We start from the raw sequence: 23,831 nt of genomic DNA, 5'->3' as shown, positions 1-23,831 counted from the left end.
CGCAGGTGGCCCTGTTCCGACGCCGCCGTCACGACGCGACGGGCTCCGACCAGGAGGCCCGTCCCGCGTCGGCGACGGCGGCGTCGCCCGTTCCGGTGGCCGGCTGGGACGGGGACCTGCCGCAGCCGCACCGTCGTGTGACGGTCGTGGTCGTCAGCCGATCGGACCGGCACGAGACGGTGCCGCTCGCGGTCGCGTCGGCGCGGCAGGCCTTCGGCAGCGACGCCGACGTCCGCGCGGTCGCCTACGTCGCGGACGCGTCACCGGTGGGGGAGCAGCAGCGCGGGATGCCGTGGGTCCGCCCGGACCCCGTGGACGGCATCGCGTCGGCGATCAACGCCGGGGTGGCCGCCGGCGTCGGACGCGTGCTCGTGGTCGTCGACTCGACCGTCGGCGTGACCGACCAGGACCTCCAGGTGCTCGCCGAGGCGGGCGTGGCCGGCGTGGTGCAGGCCCGCGTGCGGATGGCGGACGGCGCACAGCGGAACGGTGCGCTCCTGCTGCGTCCCGGTGCCCTGCCCTGGACCGACGACGGCAGTCGCGACGGACCGCCGGTCGACCGGCCGCTCGCCGAGCGTGCCGCGTTCGCGGACACGATCCCGACCGACGAGGTCTTCGCGGCGGACCAGCCGGTGATCGCGATGCCGCGGGCCGCGCTGGTGCCGGCACCGGGCCTCCCGGACGAGCGCATGACGCTGACCGCCTGGACCCGCGCCGCCGCCGACCGGATCGACGGACCGGTGCGCGTCGTCTGGACCGTCGGCCGGTCGGCCGAGGCCGGGCGCACGATCGACGCCGCGACCGTCGACGCCTCCTCGGCGTGGCGTGACCGTCCGGTCGACGGTGACGGTGTGGTCACGGCGGGCCCACCGCTGCCCCCCTGGGGCGCGCGCACCGTCGCGCCGGGCGGAGCTCGTCGCGACGGCGAGGCGCTCGCATGGTCCCTGAAGACCGCCGCGCCCGCCGGGCCGGACGGGGACGGCTGGGGCGACGTGCACTTCGCGGCCGAGCTGGCCGCGGCACTCGAGCGGCTCGGACAGCACGTCCGGATCGACCGGCGTGACGCCCACGTGCGCGACGACGACGCCGCCGACGACGTCACGCTCGTGATCCGCGGGCTCGACCGCGTGCCACCGAACCCGGCGTCGATCAACCTGCTGTGGGTGATCAGCCACCCGGACGACGTGGCCGACACCGAGCTGCGCTCGTTCGACGCCGTGTTCGCGGCCGGTCCGGTGTGGGCGGACGCCGCCGCGCGGAGAGCGGGCGTGCCGGTCGGGCTGCTCCTGCAGGCGACCGACCCGACCGTGTTCCACCCCGGCGCACGGTCGTCGTCGAGCCCGGACGCCGACCGGGTGGTGTTCGTCGGGTCGACGCGGGGTGCCGCACGACCCCTCGTCGCCGAGGCCGCCGGGCTCGGTGCGGACCTGACCGTGCACGGACCCGGGTGGGAGGGCGTCCTGCCGGCCGAGACGTTGGGCGAACCGTTCCTGGGCCGTGCTGAGGTCGCGACCGCGTACGCATCCGCCCGGGTCGTGCTCAACGACCACTGGCCGGACATGGCGGCGGGGGGCTTCGTCTCGAACCGGGTCTTCGACGTCCTGGCGGCCGGTGGGGTCGTCGTCACCGACCGCGTCGCGGGCCTCGCCGACGTGCTCGAGGTCCCGACACTCGCCGTGGCGGACACGCCGGACCGGCTCGCGGCGCTGCTCGACGGCGCACACGCATGGCCAGGCGCCGATGCGCGCGCGGCCGTTGCCGCGCGGATCGCCGCGGAGCACTCCTTCGATGCCAGGGCGCGGGTGCTGCTCGACACGGCGCTCACCGAGCGGCGGCGGCGCTTCCCCGCCTGACACCCGGAGGGACGCCGGCTACTTCCGGGTGACCCACCGAGCGCGGGCGCTCAGCCCCGCGTGCAGCGCGAGGCGCAGCGGCCACAGCCACCAGGAGCGGTACTTGCGCGACAGGAAGCGGTAGGCGCTGCGGTGGTGCTCGACCTCCATGCGGCGGCGGTTCGACGAGGTCGAGTGTGCCCCGGTGTGCACGACGGTCGCGGTCGGGACGTACACGTTGTCCCGTCCGGACTCGCCGACGCGCTGCCCGAGGTCGACGTCCTCGAAGTACATGAAGTACGACTCGTCGAACCCGTCGAGTTCGCGGAACACCGACGTGCGGATCAGGAAGCACGCGCCGGAGAGCCACCCCGCGGTCCGTTCCTCGACCAGGGTGGTGGACCAGTACCGCTGGCTCCACGGGTTGGCGGGCCAGAAGCGCGAGAACGCCGCGTGGCCGAGGCCGGTCCGCAGCGACGGCAGCTGCCGGGCGGACGGGTAGGTGTCGCCCTGGTCGTCGAGGATCTGCGGTCCGAAGGAGCCGCCGCGGGGGAGCCGGTCGGCCGCCGCGACGAGCTCGTCCACCGCGCCGTCGTGGAAGACCACGTCCGGGTTCGTCACCAGGACGAACTCGGGCACGGCATCGGGCAGGACGTCGTCGAGCGCGGCGAACGCGGCGTCGATCCCGCCGCCGTACCCGCGGTTCGCTCCGGACGACACGACGGTCGCGCCGTGTGTGTCCGCGATGGCGCGGAGTGCGCCGAGGTCGTCCGAGCCGTTGTCGGCGATCACGACGGGCAGCGGTGTGACGGACGCCCGCGCGACGCTCTCGAGGAACGGCCGGATGGTCTCACCGGTGTTGTAGGTGACCGTCAGGACGACCACGCGGGCGAGGCTCATCGTGCGACCTCGGCATAGACGTCGGCGTGGATGCGCGCGGTGGCGTCCCAGCTGAAGTCGTCGGCGCGACGGAGGGCCCGCCCACGGTGCTCGTCACGGCGGTCGGGGTCGTCGAGGAGCGCTGCGAGGGCGTCAGCCAACGACCGCGCGTCGGGCTCGGTGTAGACCGCCGCGTCCCCGCCGACCTCGGGCAGGGAGAGCCGGGGGGTGGTCAGCACGCAGGCCCCGGCGGCCATCGCCTCGACGACGGGCAGTCCGAATCCCTCGCCGAGGCTCGGGTAGACCACGACCTCGGCACCACCGAGGAACCCCGCGAGGTCCTCGAGCGGCAGGTAGCCGGCCTCGACCACGCGGTCGTCGTCCCGCAGCGCGTCGAGGGCAGCGATCGCCCCGGTGTCCCAGCCCCGCGCGCCGGAGAGCACGAGCCACGGGGTGTCCCGGCCGGCGGCGGATCGCTCGGTGCGGACGGAGCGGTACGCGTCGAGGAGCGCGCCGACGTTCTTGCGCGGTTCGATGGTTCCGAGGAACGCGATCCACTCGGCGTCGTCCGGCAGGCCGGCGGCGACGCGGGCGTCGGCGACCTGGTCGGGTGTCGGCTCGTGGAAGACCCCGCGGTCGACACCGAGGTGGGCCACCCGGACGTCGGCGCGGACGTCCCCGACGGCACGGGCGACCTCGGTGCGGGTGGCGACGCTCGGCACGATCACCACCGGGCGACTGCGCAGCGCACGGCGGCTCCACCAGGTGAAGAACGTGCGCTTGCGCCGCGAGTGCCACTCGGGGTTCGAGAAGAACGTCGCGTCGTGCAGTGTGACGACGGAGCCGCCGCGCCAGGCGAACGGGAACGTGTAGTGCGGCGAGTGCAGCACCCGGACGTGCAGTCGACGGGCCAGCAGCACCAGGCCCGTCTGCTCCCAGAGGAAGCGCAGCGGGACCGAGCGCACCCACGTCGGTGCGACGTGCACGGTGACGTCGGGAGCGATCCGTCGGAAGTGCTCGACGTGCTCACGGCGCACGACGAGGTGTACGGCGGCCGCGGGGTCGGCCCCGGCCAGGTGCGCGACGACGCCCTCGAGGTACCGGCCGACACCGCCGAGGGCCCGCGGCACGGCGGTCCCGTCGACCAGGACGGTGAGCTGCGGCACGCGGTGTTCCTTTCGGCCGGGGCCGTCGACGGATGACGGTCCAGCGTATCGCGGGTCGCTCATGCCCCCGTGTCCACCCGGTCGCGGGGGACGACGGCGCGCGCCGTCTCGGTGCGCCGGCGCAGCAGGTGGTGGCGGAGGTGCGTCAGGACGTCGACCAGCGCACCCAGGACGAGCCGGGCCTCCCGTCGGTTCGACCGCGTCAGCGCTCCCCGCACGCCGCGGCCGGCTGTCCGGACGGCGGCGCGCGCCACGGTCGGCCACGGTGCGTGCCACAGGGCGACGACCAGCCGGTTGCGGGCGTTCCGCGACACGAACAGGTCGCTCTGCACGCCCGACGAGGCGGAGTGGTCGTGCTCGACGACGGCGTCGGCCGCGTGCTCGACACGCCATCCGCGCCGGGCGAGGCGCCAGGCGAGCTCGGTGTCCTCGTAGTACATGAACAGGCTCTCGTCGAGCAGGCCGACGTCCTCCAGGGCCGCGCGACGCAGTGCGCTGGCACCGCCCGAGAACCCGAAGACCCGGACGTCCGCCGACGTCGACACCGGCGCGAGCCAGTCACGGTCGGCGCCGTTGCCGACCCGGTCGACGCGGACGCCGGTCGAGTTGAGGCGGGCCTCGCCCTCCGGCGACGGGGTCCAGAGACGTCCGTCGTGGGCGCGCAGCGTGCGCTGGTCCGGACGCGCCACGGCACCGGACGGGAGGGCCGTCCAGCGTCCGGCGAGCACGATGCGGCCCGTCACGGCGGCGACCTCGGGCGCTGCGCCGGCCAGGTGGTCGCGGAGCGCGCCGACGAAACCGGGTGCGGGGACGGCGTCGTTGTTGAGGAGCACGACGACGTCCGCTCCGGTCGCCCGGATGCCGGCGTTCGCCCCCGCTGCGAAGCCGCCGTTGTGGTCGCGGACGACGAGCGTGGCGTCCGGGACCTCGGCGCGCAGGACGGCCACGGAGTCGTCGTCGGAGCCGTTGTCGACGACGACGACCTGGTCGGCCGCGGGGTCGGCGAGGACGGCCCGGACGGCCCGGACGGTCAGGTCGGCGTGGTTCCAGTTGACGACGACGACCGCGGTGCGGGTCAGTCGACGTCCTCGAGCGAGGGCTCGGCGTAGACGGTGCCGACCGCGTTGCTGAAGGGCGCGACCTCGAACGAGTCGCACTCCGGCAGGTCGTGCAGGTGCCGACCGGCCGAGTCCATCATCGAGACGTTGATGAAGTACTTCCCGGTGCCGAACGCGGTGTCGGCGATGCGGATCCGCAGCTTGCGCCGACCGTGCAACGGCTCGAGGGTGACGCCCATGATGCCCGTGGTGGTGCCGAAGACGACCTGGCCGGCGGTGTTGTTGACCTGGACCGCGGCTTCCCAGTCCTCGACGCGGTCGAGGTGCTCGAACTCCATGTCGACGATCAGGTCGTCGCCGGGGCGCACGCTCTCGCCGTGCTGCTTGCCGTCCACGTGGACGGTGGCGCCGAGGACCGTGCCACGGCCGACGGCGACGTCCTGGCTGAGCTCGTCGTGTCGACGCTCCTCGAGCACGTCGCGGAACATGCTGACTGCGGCGACCGGGTCACCGTCGTGCAGCACCTTGCCCTTGTTGAGCAGGACGACGCGGTCGCACATCTCCTGCACCTGGCTGAGCGAGTGCGTGACGATGATGATCGTCTTGCCTGCCTCTTGGAAGGTGCGGATGCGGTCGAGGCACTTCCGCTGGAAGGCCTCGTCGCCGACGGCCAGCACCTCGTCGACGAGCAGGACGTCGGGGTCGGTGTGCACCGCGACCGCGAAGGCGAGCCGCACGTACATGCCGGATGAGTAGAACTTCACCTGGGTGTCGATGAAGTCGCCGATCCCCGAGAACGCCAGGATGTCGTCGAAGCGCTCCTCGGTCTGCTTGCGCGTCAGGCCGAGCAGGCTCGCGTTGAGGAAGACGTTCTCGCGGCCGGACAGGTCGGGGTGGAAGCCCGCGCCGAGCTCGAGCAGTGCGGCCAGTCGCCCGCGACGGGACACCGTGCCGGACGTCGGCTGGATGATGCCGCCGATCGCCTTGAGCAGGGTCGACTTGCCAGAGCCGTTCTGGCCGATCAGCCCGACGGTCGAGCCGGCCGTGATCGAGACGGTGACGTCGTCGAGGGCCCAGAAGTCCTGGCGGTGCTTGCGGCCGGCGCGGCCGAGCGTCACGATGCGCTCGCGGATGGTGTTGTCCTTGCGGACGATGAAGCGCTTGCGCACGTGGTCGATGACGATGACCTCGGGTCGCTCGTCACCGCGCTGCTGGGTCGACGGCGCGACGGGGGTGCTGATGGCCATGGTCTAGAGCTCCTGCGCGAAGTTGCCCTGCAGCCGCGAGAACACGCGCTGCGCCCCGATGAGGCAGAACACCCCGATGACGAACGCGATGAGCAGCCGCAGCATCAGGTGGTCCGGGTAGTCGACGGTGCCGGGGGTGTGCAGCCAGATGGCGTTCTGCAGACCGAGCACGGACAGCGTCAGCGGGTTGTTCGTGTAGATCGCCAGCAGCCAGCCGACGTTGAGGCGGTCGACGACCATCGAGTACGAGTAGACGATCGGGGAGCCCCACAGCAGCACCATCAGGCCGACGTCGATGACGAACTGGACGTCGCGCAGGTAGACGTTGAGGGCGGACAGGACCAGCCCGATCGCCGAGCCGTACACCAGGATCACCAGCAGTGACGGGATCAGGTAGACCAAGCCGCCGTGCCAGGGGAACAGGCCGAGGACGACCGTGGCGGCGATGAGGATCACGAACTGGATCGCGTAGTTCACCAGGGCGGCGCCGACGCTCGCGAGCGGGAAGACCTCGCGCGGGACGTAGACCTTCTTGATCAGGCCGCTGTTGCCGACGATCGAGCCGGTGGAGCCCGCGACGATCTCGCTGAAGAGCGTGTACGCGGTCAGACCGGTGAAGACGTAGATCGCGAAGTTGTCGATGCCCTTCGCGGCCATGAGGATCTGCCCCATGACGAAGTAGTAGATGAGGAGCTGGGTGAGCGGGCGCACGAGCGTCCACACGAACCCGAGTGCCGAGTCCTTGTACCGGGCCTTGAGGTCACGGCGGATCAGCATGCCGAGCATCTCGCGCTGGTGGAACACGTCGCGCAGTTCACGCCAGGTGCCGCGGATCGCGCTCGACGGGGCACCGACCACGACGAGGGGCTCCGCCGCGAGCTGCTGCATGCGGTTGTTGTCGACCATCACACTCTTCGTTCCGGGGGCAGGACCTGGACAGTGTAGCCGTGCGTCACCCGGACGAGCCGTGCCCCCGGTGCGGGGGCCAAACCCGGTCCGGGACGGTTTCCGTCTTCCCTCCGGCGTTCTCTCTTGTCACACTGGTCACACCCGAAGCCCTGTGTCCACCGCTCCTCACCAAGAACGGCACCCGTGCGTCGCACTGCAGCAACCTCTTCCCTCCTCGGTCTGGGCACCGTGGTGGTCCTCGTGCTCACCGCCTGTTCGTCGGGCGACGGCGGCGACCGTCCCACCGCGTCCCCGACGAGGAGCGCGTCCGCCAGCGCCTCGGCGTCGGCGTCGACGACGGCCGCACCGTCGGCACCGGCGTCGACCGGACCCGGCGCGTCGGGAGGGGACGGCGGCGACACCACCGTGCCGATCCCGAGCGAGACGCCCGCCGACGACCCGTCCGAGGCGCCGCCGTCGGACTTCCCGGCCACCGCCCTCGTGACGTACGCCGGGTGGGACACCGGATCGCAGACCCTGCAGGCGTCCGGCATCGTCAGCGGCGCGACCGACACCGGGGGCACCTGCACGTTCACCGCCACCATGGGCGGCACCACGCGCACGCAGCAGAGCGAGACGTCCGTCGCGAACACGAGCGTCAACTGCGCGCAGGTCGCGTTCCCGCGCGCCCAGCTGGGCACCGGCACCTGGACCGTGGCACTCCGCTACGCCCTCGGCGGCAAGTCCGTCACCTCGACCACGACGACTGTGGAGATCCCGTGAACGTCCCGTCCGACATCCGCCCGGCGGCAGCCCCCTCGCGCCGCCGGCCGCGCGCCTGGATCGCGATGCTGACGGCGGTCGTGGCCGTCGCCGCGGCGCTCAGTGCGTTCACCGTGGTCACCGACGACCAGCCGGCCAGCGCGGCGACCGCGAGCGGCTTCGACCCTGGCAACATCATCAGCGACGCGAACTTCTACAACGCGAACGCGTTGACCGCGGCGCAGGTGCAGTACTTCCTCGACCAGAAGGTCCCGACCTGCCGGTCCGGCTCGGGGCCCGCGTGCCTGCGGAACTACACGCAGAACACCCGTGCCATCGGTGCCGTCGCCGGTCGGTGCAGCGCCATCGGCGGCGGGACGATGACGGGGGCGCAGATCATCGACGGCGTCGCCCGCGCTTGCAACATCAGCCAGAAGGTGCTGCTCGTGCTGCTCGAGAAGGAGCAGGGGCTCATCACCTCGAGCGCCCCGAGCTCGTACAAGTACACCCACGCCACGGGCTTCGCCTGCCCGGACACGGCACCGTGCGACCCGGCCTACAACGGCTTCTTCGCCCAGGTCTACGCGGCCGGCCTGCAGTTCCAGCGCTACAAGGCGTCGCCGAACTCGTGGGGCTACCAGGCGGGTCGCACGAACACGATCCTCTACAACCCGAGCGCGTCGTGCGGCACGAAGCAGGTCTACATCCAGAACCAGGCCACCGCCGCGCTGTACATCTACACGCCGTACGTGCCGAACCAGGCCGCGATGAACAACCTGTACGGCACCGGTGACGGCTGCTCCGCGTACGGCAACCGGAACTTCTGGCGCATGTACACCGACTGGTTCGGCTCGACGACCGGGGGGAACGCGCCGAACGGTGCGATCACCGGTGTCAGCACCGGGTACCGGCAGGCCGTCGTCACGGGCTGGGCCGTCGACCCGGACACCACCGACCCGATCCGCACCGACTTCTACGTCGACGGCAAGGGCGCGGCGAGCACGATGGCCGACGTCGCGACGTCGTCGCTGGCGAACACCCTCGGGGCGAACAACACCCGGCACGGGTTCTCCGCCACGCTCACGGGGCTGAGCGCCGGGTCGCACCAGGTGTGTGCGTGGGGGATCAACGCCGGGGCCGGGTCGAACGCGCAGTTCCAGTGTGCGGACTTCACGATCGAGGGCGGCAACCCGGTCGGCGTGATCGACCAGGTGAGCAACGCGATCGACACCGTCAGCGTGCGGGGCTGGGCGATCGACCCGGACACCACCGCAGCCGTCACGGTGCGGGTGCAGATCGACGGCGTCACGAAGGCGACGTGGACGGCGAACGCGACCAAGACCGGGCTGAACGCCGCGAAGCCGGGGTTCGGTGACGCCCACCAGTACTCGGGCACGATCACCGGCGTCGCTCCGGGGAACCACCAGCTCTGCGTCGTCGCGACGAACGCCGCGGGCAGCGGGTCGGACGCGACGCTCGGTTGCCAGTCGTTCACCCGGCAGACGGGGTCCCCGAACCTCAACGTCGACCAGGCGGTCTCGAAGTCGCCCGGCACGATGACCATCCGCGGGTGGTCCATCGACCCGGACACCGCGGCGTCCGTCCGCGTCGACGCGTACGTCGACGGTACCCGCGTGAAGGGCCGCAAGGCGGACATGCCGAAGGCGTCGCTCGCGACCGCGTTCCCCGGGTACGGCGCGAACCACCAGTTCAGCATGAGCGTGTCGGGGCTCACGCCCTCGGTGCCCCACGAGCTGTGCCTGGCCGCGCTCGACGCCGTGGGCGGGAACGGTGCGACCTGGCAGTGCATGACCGTGGCACAGCCGACCGGTGACCCGGTCGTGACGATCGAGCAGGCGAAGGCGACGGCGATCGGGACCCTGAGCGTCAGCGGGTTCGCCGTGGACCCGGACATGGTCACCCCGGTGGCGGTCTCCTTCACCGTCGACGGCACCGCGGCAGGCTCGACGGTCGCCAAGGCGGACAGTGCCGCGGCCGCGTCGCGGTACCCCGGGTACGGCTCCGCGCACGGCTTCACGGCCACGCTGCCGAACGTCGGGCCCGGGCAGCACACGGTCTGCATCACGGCGAAGAACGCCGGTGGTGGGAAGGACGGGACGTCCTGCCAGAACGTCTCGATGCTGTCGGGATCGCCGAGCCTCAACATCGACGAGGCGTCGTCGCGGACCGCGGGGTCGATCACGATGCGCGGGTGGGCCGTCGACCCGGACACGACCGCTCCGGTGCGGATCGACACCTACGTCGACGACATCGGGCGATCGAGCATCCAGGCGAACGGCACGAAGGCCTCGCTCGCGACGGCCTTCGGCACGGCGTACGGGGCTGCCCACCAGTTCAGCCAGACCCTCACCGGGTTCACGGCCGGGACGCACCAGGTCTGCACCTGGGCCATCAACACCGGCGCCGGCTCGAACGTCCAGGTCTGCTCGACGGTCACCGTCAAGTAGGCCGCACACGACGAAGGGGCACCGCCGCGGCGGTGCCCCTTCGTCGTGTCCGGCTCGGCGTGGCCCGGTCAGCGCCGGTGCATGGCCTTCGCGACGCGTTCGGCGAGCCGGTAGGTGCGGCTGCGGGTGACCTGGTCGAGCCGGACGGCCAGGCGGTCGCGTTCGGCCCGCAGTACGTCGGCCTCGGCTCGGGCGGCGGCGGTCTCTGCTGCGTTCCGCTGCGCGTCGGCAATGGATGCGACGAGCCGCTCGTTGATGTCGTGCACACCGGCGAGGTGGACGTCGCGTTCCTGTTCGGTCTGACGTAGTCGCTCGCGCATGTGCGCCGCCCAGATCAGGAACGGTCCGCGGTCCGGCCCCGGGAGGCCGCGGCGTCGCGCCACCGCCTGCCGCAGGTCGGCGTCGGCCGAGGCGGCGCGCGAGGCGTAGGTGTGCCGCTCGAGCACGACCGCGCGCAGCCGCTCCACCAGGGCAGCGTCCGTGTCGGCAGCGGCGAGCACGAGGGACGGGCCGTCGTGGTACGTGGGGAGGTCGCCGAGCCCGAGCTCCTCGAGGCCCTCGGCGCAGTTCGTCACGACGAGGGACCCGGATGCGAGGCCCTCGAACAGTCGGGAGTTGTGCGTGGCGTAGGCACGGGCCGGCGGGATCACGTCGTCGACGACGACACGCGCGGCGGCGTACACGGCGGGCAGGTCGAAGAAGGACGCGTGCCCGCGGTGGTCGATGCGGTCCGAGCGCACCAGGTGCTCCTGGTTCGCGCCGTACCAGACGACGTCGCGCTGCTCGGCGAGTTCGTCGAGCGCGCTCGTGCCGAGGCGTTCCGCACCCCAGAAGTTGACCGTCGTCACGACGTCGATGGGCGAGGACCCCTGGTCGTCCCCGCTGAAGAGCTCGGGGTCGACGCCGATCGGGAGCAGGTGCACGGCGCCGTCGTACCGCTCGGCGATGCGGTCCCTGGCCGCGGTCGACGAGGTCCAGACGGCGTCGAACTCGTCCAGGTAGGGCAGCTCCGCCCAGACGTCGGTCCAGTTGCGCACCCAGCCGACCAGAGCGGTGTGCCGGGGCAGGAGACCGGGGACGAACGACTCGATCATCGACACGACGACGTCGACGTCGTCCGGGACGTGGGTGTCCCACCGGTCGATCGGCCACAGCTGCACCCCCCAGCCGAGCCGTTCGAGGTACTTGGCGAGTCCGAGGGCGACGTAGACGTCACCGGCGCCGGCGTCGACGTCGTCGGTCGAGACGGCGAAGGCGACGGTGCCCAGTTCGCCGTGTCGGTGGTCGCCAGCGGCGATGGATCGGTAGAGGGCGGCCTGGTCGTCCGCGGGGGAGAGAGGATCGGGCATCGCCCCATCATGCCGCAGCGTCCGTCCCCGACGTCGGCACCGTGCGGTGGGGCGGCGCTGGCGTCCGGTGTCGGCCTTGTAGGGTGTTCACCGCACGGCGCGGGTCGTGACGGCCTGCAGGGCCGGATCACGCAGACGAAAGGGTTCGAGTGAGCGAGCGCAGGACGGGGGTCGTCTCGGTCGTCCTCGTGAACTACAAGGGCACCGACGACACCCTCACGAGCATCGTCGGGCTGACCGAACAGGACTGGCCCGCGGACAAGCTCGAGATCATCGTCGTCGACAACGACTCCGGGCCGGAGCACGTCGGCCGGCTCAAGGCGTCCGACCTCCCCTTCACCCTCGTCGAGTCCGGCGGCAACCTCGGGTTCACCGGTGGGTGCAACCTCGGCGTCGCGAACACCACCGGCGAGTACGTCGCCTTCCTCAACAACGACGCGCGTCCCGACCCGGGCTGGATCCGCGAGGCGATGGCCACCTTCGCCTCCGGGCGCGACATCGGCGCCGTCGCCAGCAAGGTCCTCGACTGGGAGGGCGTCAACGTCGACTTCACCGAGGCCGCGATGACCTGGTACGGCATGGGCTACAAGCCCTTCGCCGGGTCCCCGGACACGGGTCGCTGGGAGACCGAGACCGACGTGCTGTTCGGCACCGGTGCGGCCATGTTCATCCGCGCCGACCTGTTCGAGCAGCTCGACGGCTTTGACGACCGCTACTTCATGTTCTACGAGGACGTCGACCTCGGGTGGCGGCTCAACCTGCTCGGGTGGCGCTTCCGGTACCAGCCCAAGTCCGTGGCGTTCCACAAGCACCACGCCTCGATGAACAAGCTCGGCGACTTCCGCGAGACCTACCTGCTCGAACGCAACGCGCTGTTCACGCTCTACAAGAACCTCGGCGAGGAGCAGCTCCGCACGGCGCTCCCCGGCGCCCTCGCCCTGGCCGTCCGTCGTGCGGTGGGCCGTGGCGACATGGACTCCGAGGCGCTCGACATCCGGCGCCCCGGTGGCGACCACGAGCCGACGATGCCGGTGCCCAAGACCTCGATGGCCGGCGTGTTCGGCATCGACCGCTTCGTCGAGGAACTCCCGTCGATGACCGAGTCGCGACGGCAGATCCAGGCGTCCCGCGTCCGGAGCGACCGCGAGCTGCTGCGCCTGTTCGGCAACCGGGACGAGCCCGCGTACCCGATCGAGTCCTACCTGGCCGGGTACGACAAGATCGTGCACTCGCTCGGTGTCCTCGAGGTCGGCGCGCGTCGCCGCATCCTCATCGTCACCGGTGACGCGATCGGCGAGAAGATGGCCGGCCCCGCGATCCGTGCCACGAACATGGCGAAGGAGCTCTCCGGGGAACACGACGTCCGCGTCGTGAGCCTGACCCGGTCGACGCAGATCGACCCGGACTACGACGTCGTCACCGTCCCGCACCGCCACCCGCGGCAGATGGTCGAGCACGAGGCCTGGGCCGACGTCATCATCGTGCAGGGCCACGCGCTCCGCCTCTTCCCCGTGCTCGAGTCGACCGCGAAGATCCTGGTCGTCGACGTCTACGACCCGCTGCACCTCGAGCAGCTCGAACAGGGGCGCAGCGACGACGTCGAGCAGTGGGACCGGCAGATCCTCGACGCCTCGGACACGCTGAACCACCAGCTCGAGCTCGGCGACTACTTCATCTGCGCCTCCGAGCGGCAGCGCCTGTTCTGGCTCGGGCAGCTCGCCGGGTCGGGCCGCATCAACGCGCGCACCTACTCGCGCGACCCGGAGCTGCGCAGCCTGATCGGCGTCGTGCCCTTCGGGCTGTCGGCGAACCCGCCCGTGCACACCACGAACGTCGTCAAGGGCGTCGTGCCCGGCATCGGTGTGGACGACAAGCTGGTCGTCTGGGGCGGCGGCATCTACGACTGGTTCGACCCGATCACGCTGGTGCGTGCGATGGGCGAACTCGCCGAGCGTCGGCCCGACGTGCGCCTGTTCTTCATGGGCGTCCAGCACCCGAACCCCGACGTGCCCGAGATGGACATCGTCGCGAAGGTGCGCCAGGCGTCGGCCGAGCTCGGGCTCACCGGCAAGAACGTCTTCTTCAACGAGTCGTGGATCCCGTACGAGGAGCGCGGCGCCTACCTGGCCGAGGCTGATGCCGGTGTCTCGACGCACTACGAGCACCTCGAGACGACGTTCTCGTTCCGCACGCGCATCCTCGACTACCTGTGGGCGAGCCTGCCGATCGTGACGACGGGTGGCGACTCGTTCGCCGAGCTCGTCGCCGAGGAGCGCCTGGGCGAGGTCGTGCACGAGCGTGACACGACGGCGCTCGCCGACGCGCTCGAGAAGGTGCTGTTCGACGACGACGCCCGCGCGACCTACCTCGAGAACGTCACCCGCGTGCGGCAGGACTTCACGTGGCAGAACGTGCTCGAGCCGCTCGTCGAGTTCTGCCGCAACCCGATCCGCGCCGCCGACAAGACGGTCCGCGCCCAGGCCGGGCTGCCGACCGCCCACGAGATGCGCGTGCGCGTGCCCGACCGCCAGAAGCTCTACGGGGTCCGGTACGACCTCGGACGCGCGGTGCACTACCTGCGCACCGAAGGCCCACGGAGCGTCGCCGCCAAGGTGAAGCGTCGGCTCAAGAACCGATGACGTCGGTGCACGACCACGGCACCCGCCCCGCCCGGCTCACCCCGGTGCGGCGGCGGGTGTCGGCGTTGGTGGTGCCGCGGGTGTCGGGGTTGCCGCGGGTGTGGGTGGTGGTGTGGTTCCCGGTGTTCGTGGTGGTGGTGTTGGGGGTGTTGACGGTCCTGGGCATCTCGGGGTCCTCGACGGGGAACTACTGGGGGTTCTTCGGTCAGGGGGCTGACCCGAACTTGTTGGCGGGGTCGCCGCGTCCGATCCGGTCGGATGAGTGGCTGGTGCAGTCGTCGTGGATCGTGTCGCAGGTGCAGCAGGGGTTCCCGGTGGTGAACCACACGTTGCCGGGTGGGATGGATGCGACGATCCAGAACGACTTGCCGTCGTGGGACTGGTCGACGCTGTTCCGTCCGCATGTGTGGGGGTTCCTGGTGTTGCCGTTGGCGCAGGGGATGGCGGTGCGGTGGTGGTTGCCGTTCGCGGGGTTGCTGATCGGTGCGTACGTGTTCCTGGTGTCGGTGATGCCGCGTCGTCCGGTGACGTCGGCGGTGTTGGCGGTGGCGTTGGGGTTCAGTCCGTTGATCGGGTGGTGGTTCCTGCCGACGACGATCTGGCCGTATGCGTGGGCGTTCGCGGTGTTGGTCGCGGTGGTGTGGGGGATCAGGTCCTCGTCGCGGGTGGCGCGGTGGGTGTCGGCTGGTGTCGCGGGGTACTTGACGGTGACGTTGGCGATGTCGATCTACGTGCCGTACGCGGTGCCGGCGGTCGTGGTCGTGGTGTTCGTGGGTGTGGGGATGGTGTTGCAGGCGCGGTTCTCGGGGGAGTGGTCGCGGTGGTGGCCGTTGCTGCGCCGCATCACGCCCCTCGTGCTCGCAGGCGTCACCGGACTGCTGGTCCTGGTCGTCTGGATCCTGACCCGCTTCGACACGATCAAGGCCGTGCTCAGCACGGTGTACCCGGGGCAGCGACTCGAGCACACCGGCGCGCTGCCACGCTCCGGGCTCGTCGCGATGTTCAGCGGTCCGTTCCAGCAGGCCCTGCAGAGCGGCGTCAACGACTACCTGTCGTTCAACCCGTCCGAAGCCTCGGCGCCGATGATGCTGTGCGTCTTCCTCGTGCCGGTGCTCGCATGGCTCGCATTCCGGGGCGGATGGCGCGCGTCGCGGATCGACTGGGTGGCGCTCGGGGTCCTCGCCGCGGGCACGCTCGTCTTCGCGTTCCTGCTGGTGCCGGGGTGGGACCGCATCGCGCACCTGCTGTTGCTCGACCGGTCGACGACCCGGCGTCTCCGCCTGGCGTTCGACCTGCTGAACGTCATCGGCTTCGCGGTCGTCGCGATGCGGCTCGACCAGCTGCGGCGCCGCGGTCCGTGGATCCCGACCACCCTGGCGATGCTGCTCGCCGGCGGGGCGACCCTGGCCGTGTGGGCGCTGCTGCGGGTGCGTGCCGCGACCGTCATCGACGCCGCGCACGACTGGCGGTTCATCGCACTCCTCCTGGTGCTGGCCGTCGCCTTCGTCGCCCGGCGGTTCGTGTTCGCCGGGGCGGCCGCGTTCCTGGTGGCCTCGCTGCTGGTCGGTCTCGGGGTGAACCCGTTGTACCGGGGGGTGTTCGAGCTGCCGGTGGACACGAAGGCGGGTCGGGTGATCGAGGCGATCGAGGCGAAGCACCCGGATGCGCAGTGGGTCGGTGTGGGCACGACGGTGCAGACGTCGATGCTGGTGGAGTCGGGGGTGCACGCCTTCAACGGCGTGCAGACGTACCCGCCGGAGGAGATGTGGGACGAGATCGACCCGACGGGTCGGTACGAGAACGCGTGGAACCGCCTGGCGAACGTCAACTGGACGCTCGGTTCGGGAGAACCGGTCGTGACGAACCCCTACCGTGACCAGGTCTCGGTGACGTTCGATGCGTGCAGCCGCTTCGCCCAGCGCAACGTGCAGTACGTGTTGTCGGACAGCCCGGTCGACTCGTCGTGCACGACGCAGCTCGGCGAGTACCGCCAGGGCGGGCTCGACATGCACATCTACCGCGTGCGCTGACCAGCACCAGCACCAGCACCAACACCAGCACGAGCACCAGCACCAGCACCACCACGAAACCCAGCACCACCACCGAGAGGCCCGACGTGAGCACATCGACCGAGACCGCCCACGAGTCCGCGGCGACCGGCTGGCGTGACCGGGTGTCGGCGTTGGTGGTGCCGCGGGTGTCGGGGTTGCCGCGGGTGTGGGTGGTGGTGTGGTTCCCGGTGTTCGTGGTGGTGGTGTTGGGGGTGTTGACGGTCCTGGGCATCTCGGGGTCCTCGACGGGGAACTACTGGGGGTTCTTCGGTCAGGGGGCTGACCCGAACTTGTTGGCGGGGTCGCCGCGTCCGATCCGGTCGGATGAGTGGCTGGTGCAGTCGTCGTGGATCGTGTCGCAGGTGCAGCAGGGGTTCCCGGTGGTGAACCACACGTTGCCGGGTGGGATGGATGCGACGATCCAGAACGACTTGCCGTCGTGGGACTGGTCGACGCTGTTCCGTCCGCATGTGTGGGGGTTCCTGGTGTTGCCGTTGGCGCAGGGGATGGCGGTGCGGTGGTGGTTGCCGTTCGCGGGGTTGCTGATCGGTGCGTACGTGTTCCTGGTGTCGGTGATGCCGCGTCGTCCGGTGACGTCGGCGGTGTTGGCGGTGGCGTTGGGGTTCAGTCCGTTGATCGGGTGGTGGTTCCTGCCGACGACGATCTGGCCGTATGCGTGGGCGTTCGCGGTGTTGGTCGCGGTGGTGTGGGGGATCAGGTCCTCGTCGCGGGTGGCGCGGTGGGTGTCGGCTGGTGTCGCGGGGTACTTGACGGTGACGTTGGCGATGTCGATCTACGTGCCGTACGCGGTGCCGGCGGTCGTGGTCGTGGTGTTCGTGGGTGTGGGGATGGTGTTGCAGGCGCGGTTCTCGGGGGAGTGGTCGCGGTGGTGGCCGTTGCTGCGCCGCATCACGCCCCTCGTGCTCAGCGCCGTCGGTGCCGTCGTCGTGCTCGGCGTCTGGCTCGCCACGCGGTTCGACACGATCGAGGCCGTGCTCGGGACGGTCTACCCCGGACGCCGCATCGAGTTCGCGGGAGCGCTCGACTACGACGGGATCGTGTCGGCGTTCGGGGCACCGTTCGCGGGCGCGCTGCAGAACGGCGTGTCCGACGGACTCGGGCCGAACCAGTCCGAGGCTGCCGCGCCGTTCATGACCATCGTGTTCCTGGTGCCGCTGCTCGTCTGGCTGCTGGTGCGCTCGGTCCGCACAGCGCGGGCGGCCGGCGCCGTCCGCCGCCTCGACTGGACCGTCCTGTCGGTGCTGGTCGTGCTGACGGTGCTGTGGCTCTTCCTGCTGGTGCCGGGGTGGACCCCGATCGCGAACCTGTTCGGCCTGACCCGGTCGACGGACGGACGGCTCCGCCTGGCGTTCGACCTGCTGGCGGTCATCGGCATCGGCGTGTCGGTCTCCCGGCTCGACCGTGACCGGGTCCGCGCCCGGTGGTGGGTCGCGCTGGCCGGCGGTCTCGTCGCCGGGGCCTCCGTCGTCTGCGCCTGGTACGCGCTGCGGCACGGCCTGTCCCCGGTCATCGCCTCCGCGACGAACTGGAAGGTCGTGTCGGTGCTCGTCGTCGTCGCGGTCGTGCTCATCGCGTTCCGCCTGGTCCTGCCGGGTGTCGCGGCCCTGCTGGTGGGGACCCTGCTGGTCGGTCTCGGGGTGAACCCGTTGTACCGAGGGGTGTTCGAGCTGCCGGTGGACACGAAGGCGGGTCGGGTGATCGAGGCGATCGAGGCGAAGCACCCGGACGCGCAGTGGGTCGGTGTGGGCACGACGGTGCAGACGTCGATGCTGGTGGAGTCGGGGGTGCACGCCTTCAACGGCGTGCAGACGTACCCGCCGGAGGAGATGTGGGACGAGATCGACCCGACGGGTCGGTACGAGAACGCGTGGAACCGCCTGGCGAACGTCAACTGGACCTTCGGGTCCGGCGCCCCGAAGGTCACGAACCCGGTGCGCGACCAGGTCCTGGTGACGTTCGACGCGTGCAGCCGCTTCGCCCAGCGGAACGTGCAGTACGTGTTGTCGGACACCCCGATGGACTCGACCTGCGCCACGCAGGTGGGCGACTACCGCCAGGGCGGGCTCGACCTGCACATCTACCGGGTCCGGTGACCGCTCCGGGGTCGACCCGGTGACGGACGGGAGGCCCGTGGCGACGTCGCCACGGGCCTCCCGTCCGTTTCGTGGTGCGGTCGGACCGCGACTCAGACGATCTCGGCGACCGCCTCGGCGGCGCCCTCCTTGTCGTCCTTGAAGACGAACTTGCCGTAGGCGAAGTACCGGAAGATCGTGGCGACGCCCTGGCCGATCAGCGTGCCGGAGACGTTGTCGGCGAGCGGCGAGTCCAGGTGCAGCACGTAGCGCGAGAACCCCAGGCAGCCGAGCTGCAGCAGGATCGCGATGACGTTGAGCAGGGCGAAGACCAGGAAGCTCCTGAGGGTCTGCGCGTCGGCGCGGTCGCGGTAGGTCCAGAGCCGGCTGCCGAAGTACGTGACCACGCTCGCGATCGCGATCGCGATGATCTTGCCCACCAGGGGCAGTGCGAAGAGCGGGCCGTGTCCACCCCAGAACACCAGGGCGTTGTAGACGACCGCATCGACGACGAAGCCGATCCCACCGACGACGAGGAACGAGCCCCCGCGCTTGAGGTGACCCAGGAACCACTCCGATGCGTTCGCCACGCTGTCCTTCCCGTCCCGGGGCGGCGGGCACCGCGCAACCGGGGAACTGTTAATCTCTCGCAGGGGTTTCGTGACCGCAGACCCCGCCGCTCGACGGATCCGCGACCACTGAAGGACCCTATCCCGTGACTCCCGACGACCTCGTCATCGCCGCGATCGTTCCCTGCCACAACGAGGCACCGGCGATCCACAAGGTCGTGACCGACCTCAAGGCCGCCGTGCCGGGCATCCACGTGTACGTGTACGACAACAACAGCACCGACGGCACGGACGAGGTCGCCCGTCGCGCCGGTGCCGAGGTCCGGTACGAGCACACCAAGGGCAAGGGCAACGTCATCCGCCGGGCGTTCGGCGACATCGACGCCGACGTCTACCTGATGATCGACGGCGACGACACCTACGACACCGCTGCTGCCCCCGAGATGATCAAGACCCTGCTCGAAGGGCCGTACGACCACATCCTCGGTGTCCGGCAGGACGACCCGAACGCCACCGCGTACCGCCCGGGCCACGAGGCCGGCAACCGGATGTTCAACCGCGTGGTCGGCAAGCTGTTCGGCACGCCGGTCTCCGACATGCTCAGCGGGTACCGCGTGATGTCCCGCCGCTTCGTGAAGTCGTTCCCCGCGCTGTCGCGCGAGTTCGAGACCGAGACCGAGCTCACGGTGCACGTGATGAACCTGCGCGTGCCGCACACCGAGGTGCCGGTGGGCTTCAAGGACCGCGCCGAGGGCACCGAGTCGAAGCTGAACACCTACAGCGACGGGTTCAAGATCCTGTCGCTCATCGCGCACCTGATCCGCTTCGAGCGCCCCGTGCTGTTCCACGGGGTCATCGGCGCGGTGTTCGCGGTCGTCGCCGTCGTCCTGGCCATCCCGCTGTTCATCGAGTTCAGCCGCACGGGGCTCGTGCCGCGGTTCCCGACGGCGTTCCTGGCCGCGTCGCTCATGGTGATCGCGTTCCTGACCTGGACCCTGGGCTTCATCCTCGAGGGCATCACCCGTCTGCGTCGCGAGACCAGTCGCCTGAACTACCTGACGTACTCGGCTGCCGGCGGCACGGTCCGTCGGCTGCTGACCGAGCACTCCGCCCCGGAGGGCGAGACACCCTCCGAGGTCGCGCGCCAGACGCTCGGGCGGGAGCGCCCGAGCGACGGCACGACCCGATGACGGGTGCCGCCGCCCTGGTCATCGTCCCGACGTACGACGAGGCCGAGAACGTCGCGGACATCCTCGGACTCGTCCTCGGCGCTGTCCCGGACGCGCACGTGCTCGTCGTCGACGACGCCAGCCCGGACGGCACCGGTGACGTCGTGGAGCGCATCGCGGCAACGGACGACCGCGTCCACCTGCTGCGGCGCTCGGGCAAGCTCGGCCTCGGCACCGCGTACGTCACCGGTTTCCGGTGGGGCCTGGAGCGCGGGTACGAGCTGCTCATCGAGATGGACGCCGACGGGTCGCACCCCGCCGACCGGCTGCCGGCGCTCATCGACGCGGTGCGGTCGCAGCCCGACGTGCAGCTCGCGATCGGTTCGCGCTGGGTGCCCGGCGGGTCGGTCGTCGACTGGCCCTGGTACCGCGAGGCGCTCAGCCGTGGTGGGAACGCCTACGCGCGCTGGATGCTCCGCATCGACGTGCGGGACATCACCGCCGGCTTCCGGGTCTACCGCGCCGCGGTCATCGCGGGCAAGGCGCTCGACGCGGTCGACTCGAAGGGCTACTGCTTCCAGGTCGACATGACGTTGCGCGTGCACGACCTGGGTGGCCGCATCGTCGAGGTGCCGATCCGGTTCCGCGACCGGCTGCACGGGGTGTCGAAGATGAGCCAGGCGATCGTCCTCGAGGCGATGCTGCGCGTCACGCAGTGGGGTCTGCAGCGCCGCTTCGCCCGTCGCCGCTGACGACCTGGTCGGTGCTGAGGGCCCGGTCGGTGCTGGCGACCCGGTCGGTGCTGGCGACCCGCTCGCCGGCGGCGACGTGTTCGCCGCTGGCGACCCGGTCGGCGTCCGTCGGTTCGGCCGGCGCCGGTCCCGACGTCCCGGGCCGATCAGTGCCGGTCCGCTCCGACAGACCCCGGACCGGCCGGGTCACCACCGGCGTCCGCAGGAACACGACGACCAGGGCGACGAGCAGGGCGGCACGGCCCCAGATCCCCGCGGTCATCGCCTGGTAGGCCCACGTGTCCGTCCCGACACCGATCGCCTGGTAATAGGTGTTGCGGAAGAACCCGACCACCGCGCAGACGTCCGCGACCAGGTACGCCGCGATCCACCAGCCGCCGACCCGCAGCACGACCAGGAACGGCAGCAGCCACAAGACGTACTGCGGTGACGCGACCTTGTTGCAGACCATGTAGACGGCCAGGAGCGCCGCGGCGGACTGCACCCACGGTGTGGTGCCCCGGCGGAGCGCGAGCACGACCGTGACGACGAGCACGGCCACGATCCCGAGTGCCGTCGCGACCGTCGACATGGCGCCCATCGTCTGCTGGATCGGCCCGTCCAGGTCGGTCGACCACGGCAGCAGCCCGTAGTACCAGACGGACATCGTCGAGGCGCCGATCGGCCGCGAGGCCTGGAACGTGAAGACGGACAGCCACCCCGGCAGGTTGACGAGCACGAAGGGCAGGTTCGCGGCCAGGACGACCCCGACCCCGGACCCGAGTGCGGCGGCGGTGCGACGGACACGGGTCCCCAGCTCGGCGTCCCGGTCGAGCAGCGCCGCGATGACCAGCGGGGCCAGGAACATCAGCGGGTACAGCTTGAACGCCCCGCCGAGCCCGAACGCGGCCCCGGCGACGGCGTACCGGGTGGTGGTCGACCACGAGGACGGCGGCCGGACCACGACGACGAGCCCGACGACGCTGCACACGACGGCGAGCAGGTCCCAGTTGTAGACGGCGTACAGCGCCAACGGGGGCGTCGCGGCCCAGAGCCACGCGCGACGGCCGGCGACCCGGACGAGCAGGAGCGTGACGGTGACGGCGAGCACGACCGCGACCACGCCGGTGACGAGCAGGAACCCGTGGGCGGACCCGACGGGCAGTGCCGTCAGCCAGACCCACACGCCGGTGAGCGTCGGGTACTCGACCGTGCCGTTGCCGAGCTCGGACCCGGTGACGTAGGGGAAGACGTGTCCGGCCAGGTCGCGCGAGCCCCAGAGCGCGGCGACGTCGGACCAGCAGCCGTACCGCGAGACGAACGCGCCCCGCACGACGCCCTCGGGTGTCGGCAGGGTGCAGGGCAGCTTCAGCAGCACGTTGAGGACCGTGGCGACGGCGGCGACCACGCACATGGCGAGACGTTCGAGCGGGCGGGGGTGCACCCGATCACGGTAGCCGCTCACGGGGTGCGACCCGCGACGCGACGGACTGGAGGCCCGGGTCGGCCCGGCAGCGCGCCTCCAGTCCGGCTCCGGTCGCGATCGCGGCCCGGCTCACCCGGCCGGGTCAGGTCAGGTGCTCGGTGCGCGGCAGGTGCCGCCGCCAGGAGCGGCGGCGGGCCGCGACGACGATCACGGTGGCGAAGAGCATCAGGCCGGCGCCGTGCAGCAGGTAGCTCTCCGCGGTGCTCGTCACGCCGAGCAGGACGAGGATCGCTGCCGGCCAGACGTACGCGACGCCGGGGAAGGTCGTGGCGGTGACCCAGGCGCGCGCGAAGGCGAGCAGCGCGGTGGCGAGCAGGATGAGCATGCCGGCCAGCCCGATCTGCAGCCACGCGTCGACGAAGGCGTTGAGCCCCGAGGTGAAGCGGATGCCGGACGGGTCGACGAACGTCGAGAACGGGACCACTGCCTCGTGCGGCCAGGTGCCGACCCACCCCCAGCCCTGGATCGGGTACTGGTCGCTGAGCAGCCGGATCTGCGCCCACAGGTCGAGCCGGATGGCGCTGCCGCCGGCCGCACCGATCTCGGCGAGGATCCGGTGGCGGGCCAGCACACCGACGATCCCCATCGCGATCACGAACGCGCCCAGCACGGCGTTGACGACCGGTCGCGTGCGCGGCTGCGCGTGCCGGAGCGACCACAGCGCGAGCGCGGTGACGGCCAGGGCGATCATCGCCAGGCCGGTGATCGGGGACTGGACGAGCATGAGCGCGATGACGGCCAGCGCGGTCGAGGCGACGGCGCGCCACATCGTCACCGAGCGGGTGAGGAACTCGACCACGAAGGTGACGAGTGCGACGGCCGCGACGAAGCCCATGAAGTTGCGGGTTCCGCCGATGCCCTGGATCGGGCCGCCGACCGCGATGTCCCCGCGGATGCCGAGGGCGGGGATCGGCAGGTCGATGACGAGCCCGGACAGGACCTCGAGCCCGAGTGCGACGACGAGCAGGATGCGGAACGCGTCGCCGGAGGCCCGGATCACCTGCACGAGGTCGCGGCCGAGCGCCAGGTAGAGCCCGAGGCCGATGAAGCAGACGGTCGCCACGAATCCGCGGAGCGCGACCCAGGAGTACTCGCTCCACAGGACGCTGAGCGCGCAGTACCCGACGAAGGCCAGGAGCGACAGGGGCAGCACACCGTGCCACTCGATGCGGTAGCGCTGCCCGAGCAGACTGAGCCCGGCCAGGACCACCAGGGTGACGAGGACCGCCCACGTGCCGGCGGTCCCGACCAGGGCGTGGACCGTGGGCTGCCCGAACGCGAACAGCAGCATCACCGTGGCGAGTGCCTGGCTGAACCGGCCGCCCGCAGAGAACCCGATCCACGCGGACAGGTACCGGCGTGCGAGCGCGCGCCTGGTCACCCTGCTGTCCGTCACCGGACCATCCTCTCGCACCCCTCTGCGTGTCGCCGCCGTCATCGCGGT

Annotated in this window: 18 protein-coding genes; 8 read left to right on the top strand and 10 right to left on the bottom strand. The window is 71.1% G+C overall.

All coding sequences use genetic code 11. The annotated features are described in order from the left end of the window. Window positions 1-5: 5 nt before the first annotated feature. On the top strand, window positions 6-1,853 hold the full coding sequence (locus DEJ13_RS11540) for a glycosyltransferase family protein (RefSeq protein WP_111106620.1): 1,848 nt from the start codon (window positions 6-8) through the stop codon (window positions 1,851-1,853). Between the two features lie 18 nt (window positions 1,854-1,871). On the opposite strand, the gene DEJ13_RS11535 is transcribed toward DEJ13_RS11540, so the two are convergent. From DEJ13_RS11535 to DEJ13_RS11515, 5 genes are read right to left on the bottom strand one after another with little or no spacing between them, the layout of a single operon-like run. Next, the gene (locus DEJ13_RS11535; protein ID WP_111106621.1) at window positions 1,872-2,732 is read right to left on the bottom strand and encodes a glycosyltransferase family 2 protein; all 861 of its coding nucleotides are present in this window, start codon (window positions 2,730-2,732) and stop codon (window positions 1,872-1,874) included. Beyond that, on the bottom strand, window positions 2,729-3,877 hold the full coding sequence (locus DEJ13_RS11530; RefSeq protein ID WP_220037568.1) for a glycosyltransferase family 4 protein: 1,149 nt from the start codon (window positions 3,875-3,877) through the stop codon (window positions 2,729-2,731). The genes DEJ13_RS11535 and DEJ13_RS11530 overlap by 4 nt, the downstream gene beginning before the upstream one ends. 59 nt (window positions 3,878-3,936) lie before the next feature. Beyond that, entirely contained in the window at window positions 3,937-5,034 is a 1,098-nt protein-coding gene (locus DEJ13_RS11525) for a glycosyltransferase family 2 protein (RefSeq protein WP_111106623.1), read from the bottom strand. Continuing rightward, window positions 4,953-6,182 carry an ABC transporter ATP-binding protein gene (locus DEJ13_RS11520; RefSeq protein ID WP_111106624.1) on the bottom strand — a complete coding sequence of 410 codons (1,230 nt, stop codon included), beginning with the start codon at window positions 6,180-6,182 and terminating at the stop codon, window positions 4,953-4,955. Before DEJ13_RS11520 ends, DEJ13_RS11525 begins: the two co-directional genes overlap by 82 nt. 3 nt (window positions 6,183-6,185) lie before the next feature. Further along, on the bottom strand, window positions 6,186-7,088 hold the full coding sequence (locus DEJ13_RS11515) for an ABC transporter permease (RefSeq protein WP_111106625.1): 903 nt from the start codon (window positions 7,086-7,088) through the stop codon (window positions 6,186-6,188). Between the two features lie 186 nt (window positions 7,089-7,274). Between DEJ13_RS11515 and DEJ13_RS11510 the strand changes: the two genes are divergently transcribed. Beyond that, the gene (locus DEJ13_RS11510) at window positions 7,275-7,853 is read left to right on the top strand and encodes a hypothetical protein (RefSeq protein ID WP_146245214.1); all 579 of its coding nucleotides are present in this window, start codon (window positions 7,275-7,277) and stop codon (window positions 7,851-7,853) included. Continuing rightward, window positions 7,850-10,300, top strand: coding sequence for a hypothetical protein (locus DEJ13_RS11505; protein WP_111106627.1), 2,451 nt, complete (start codon window positions 7,850-7,852; stop codon window positions 10,298-10,300). Before DEJ13_RS11510 ends, DEJ13_RS11505 begins: the two co-directional genes overlap by 4 nt. Window positions 10,301-10,368: 68 nt before the next feature. On the opposite strand, the gene DEJ13_RS11500 is transcribed toward DEJ13_RS11505, so the two are convergent. After that, window positions 10,369-11,649, bottom strand: coding sequence for a glycosyltransferase (locus DEJ13_RS11500; protein WP_111106628.1), 1,281 nt, complete (start codon window positions 11,647-11,649; stop codon window positions 10,369-10,371). A 149-nt stretch (window positions 11,650-11,798) separates the two neighbouring features. Here DEJ13_RS11500 and DEJ13_RS11495 point away from each other — a divergent pair, with 149 nt between their 5' ends. Beyond that, window positions 11,799-14,288, top strand: a complete 2,490-nt coding sequence (locus tag DEJ13_RS11495) for a glycosyltransferase (protein ID WP_111106629.1) — start codon at window positions 11,799-11,801, stop codon at window positions 14,286-14,288. On the opposite strand, the gene DEJ13_RS11490 is transcribed toward DEJ13_RS11495, so the two are convergent. Further along, entirely contained in the window at window positions 14,275-14,454 is a 180-nt protein-coding gene (locus DEJ13_RS11490; protein ID WP_284158060.1) for a hypothetical protein, read from the bottom strand. The two genes, DEJ13_RS11495 and DEJ13_RS11490, sit on opposite strands and share 14 nt — an antisense overlap. Between DEJ13_RS11490 and DEJ13_RS11485 the strand changes: the two genes are divergently transcribed. Together DEJ13_RS11485 and DEJ13_RS11480 are read left to right on the top strand one after the other, a co-directional pair. Beyond that, window positions 14,369-16,318: a DUF7657 domain-containing protein gene (locus tag DEJ13_RS11485; RefSeq protein WP_502868734.1), complete on the top strand. Its 1,950-nt coding sequence runs from the start codon at window positions 14,369-14,371 to the stop codon at window positions 16,316-16,318. The two genes, DEJ13_RS11490 and DEJ13_RS11485, sit on opposite strands and share 86 nt — an antisense overlap. A gap of 86 nt (window positions 16,319-16,404) precedes the next feature. Next, window positions 16,405-18,453, top strand: coding sequence for a DUF7657 domain-containing protein (locus DEJ13_RS11480; protein WP_284158058.1), 2,049 nt, complete (start codon window positions 16,405-16,407; stop codon window positions 18,451-18,453). A gap of 92 nt (window positions 18,454-18,545) precedes the next feature. On the opposite strand, the gene DEJ13_RS11475 is transcribed toward DEJ13_RS11480, so the two are convergent. After that, complete coding sequence (locus DEJ13_RS11475) at window positions 18,546-19,022, bottom strand: GtrA family protein (RefSeq protein WP_258374066.1); 477 nt, start codon at window positions 19,020-19,022, stop codon at window positions 18,546-18,548. 125 nt (window positions 19,023-19,147) lie between these two features. On the opposite strand from DEJ13_RS11475, the gene DEJ13_RS11470 reads away from it, so the two are divergent. Together DEJ13_RS11470 and DEJ13_RS11465 are read left to right on the top strand one after the other, a co-directional pair. Beyond that, window positions 19,148-20,191 carry a glycosyltransferase family 2 protein gene (locus tag DEJ13_RS11470; protein WP_056126181.1) on the top strand — a complete coding sequence of 348 codons (1,044 nt, stop codon included), beginning with the start codon at window positions 19,148-19,150 and terminating at the stop codon, window positions 20,189-20,191. After that, a complete protein-coding gene (locus DEJ13_RS11465; protein WP_111106632.1) occupies window positions 20,188-20,922 on the top strand; it encodes a polyprenol monophosphomannose synthase in 735 nt (244 codons plus the stop codon). The genes DEJ13_RS11470 and DEJ13_RS11465 overlap by 4 nt, the downstream gene beginning before the upstream one ends. On the opposite strand, the gene DEJ13_RS11460 is transcribed toward DEJ13_RS11465, so the two are convergent. Continuing rightward, window positions 20,879-22,345, bottom strand: a complete 1,467-nt coding sequence (locus DEJ13_RS11460) for a glycosyltransferase family protein (RefSeq protein WP_146245216.1) — start codon at window positions 22,343-22,345, stop codon at window positions 20,879-20,881. The two genes, DEJ13_RS11465 and DEJ13_RS11460, sit on opposite strands and share 44 nt — an antisense overlap. A 124-nt stretch (window positions 22,346-22,469) precedes the next feature. Continuing rightward, complete coding sequence (locus tag DEJ13_RS11455) at window positions 22,470-23,783, bottom strand: O-antigen ligase family protein (RefSeq protein ID WP_146245217.1); 1,314 nt, start codon at window positions 23,781-23,783, stop codon at window positions 22,470-22,472. Window positions 23,784-23,831 lie beyond the last annotated feature (48 nt).

Origin of the sequence: Curtobacterium sp. MCLR17_007 (genome assembly GCF_003234655.2) — a bacterium.
Lineage (GTDB): Bacteria > Actinomycetota > Actinomycetes > Actinomycetales > Microbacteriaceae > Curtobacterium.
Note: the sequence above shows the minus strand (reverse complement) of the source record. Positions and strands in the feature narration are given on the sequence as shown.

What these genes read in the sequence shown, in the direction of transcription:
- DEJ13_RS11465 (WP_111106632.1), top strand. Translation starts at nt 20,188, where the DNA reads ATGACGGGTGCCGCCGCCCTGGTCATCGTCCCGACGTACGACGAGGCC.
- DEJ13_RS11515 (WP_111106625.1), bottom strand. Translation starts at nt 7,088, where the DNA reads ATGGTCGACAACAACCGCATGCAGCAGCTCGCGGCGGAGCCCCTCGTC.
- DEJ13_RS11500 (WP_111106628.1), bottom strand. Translation starts at nt 11,649, where the DNA reads ATGCCCGATCCTCTCTCCCCCGCGGACGACCAGGCCGCCCTCTACCGA.
- DEJ13_RS11535 (WP_111106621.1), bottom strand. Translation starts at nt 2,732, where the DNA reads ATGAGCCTCGCCCGCGTGGTCGTCCTGACGGTCACCTACAACACCGGT.
- DEJ13_RS11490 (WP_284158060.1), bottom strand. Translation starts at nt 14,454, where the DNA reads ATGCCCAGGACCGTCAACACCCCCAACACCACCACCACGAACACCGGG.
- DEJ13_RS11520 (WP_111106624.1), bottom strand. Translation starts at nt 6,182, where the DNA reads ATGGCCATCAGCACCCCCGTCGCGCCGTCGACCCAGCAGCGCGGTGAC.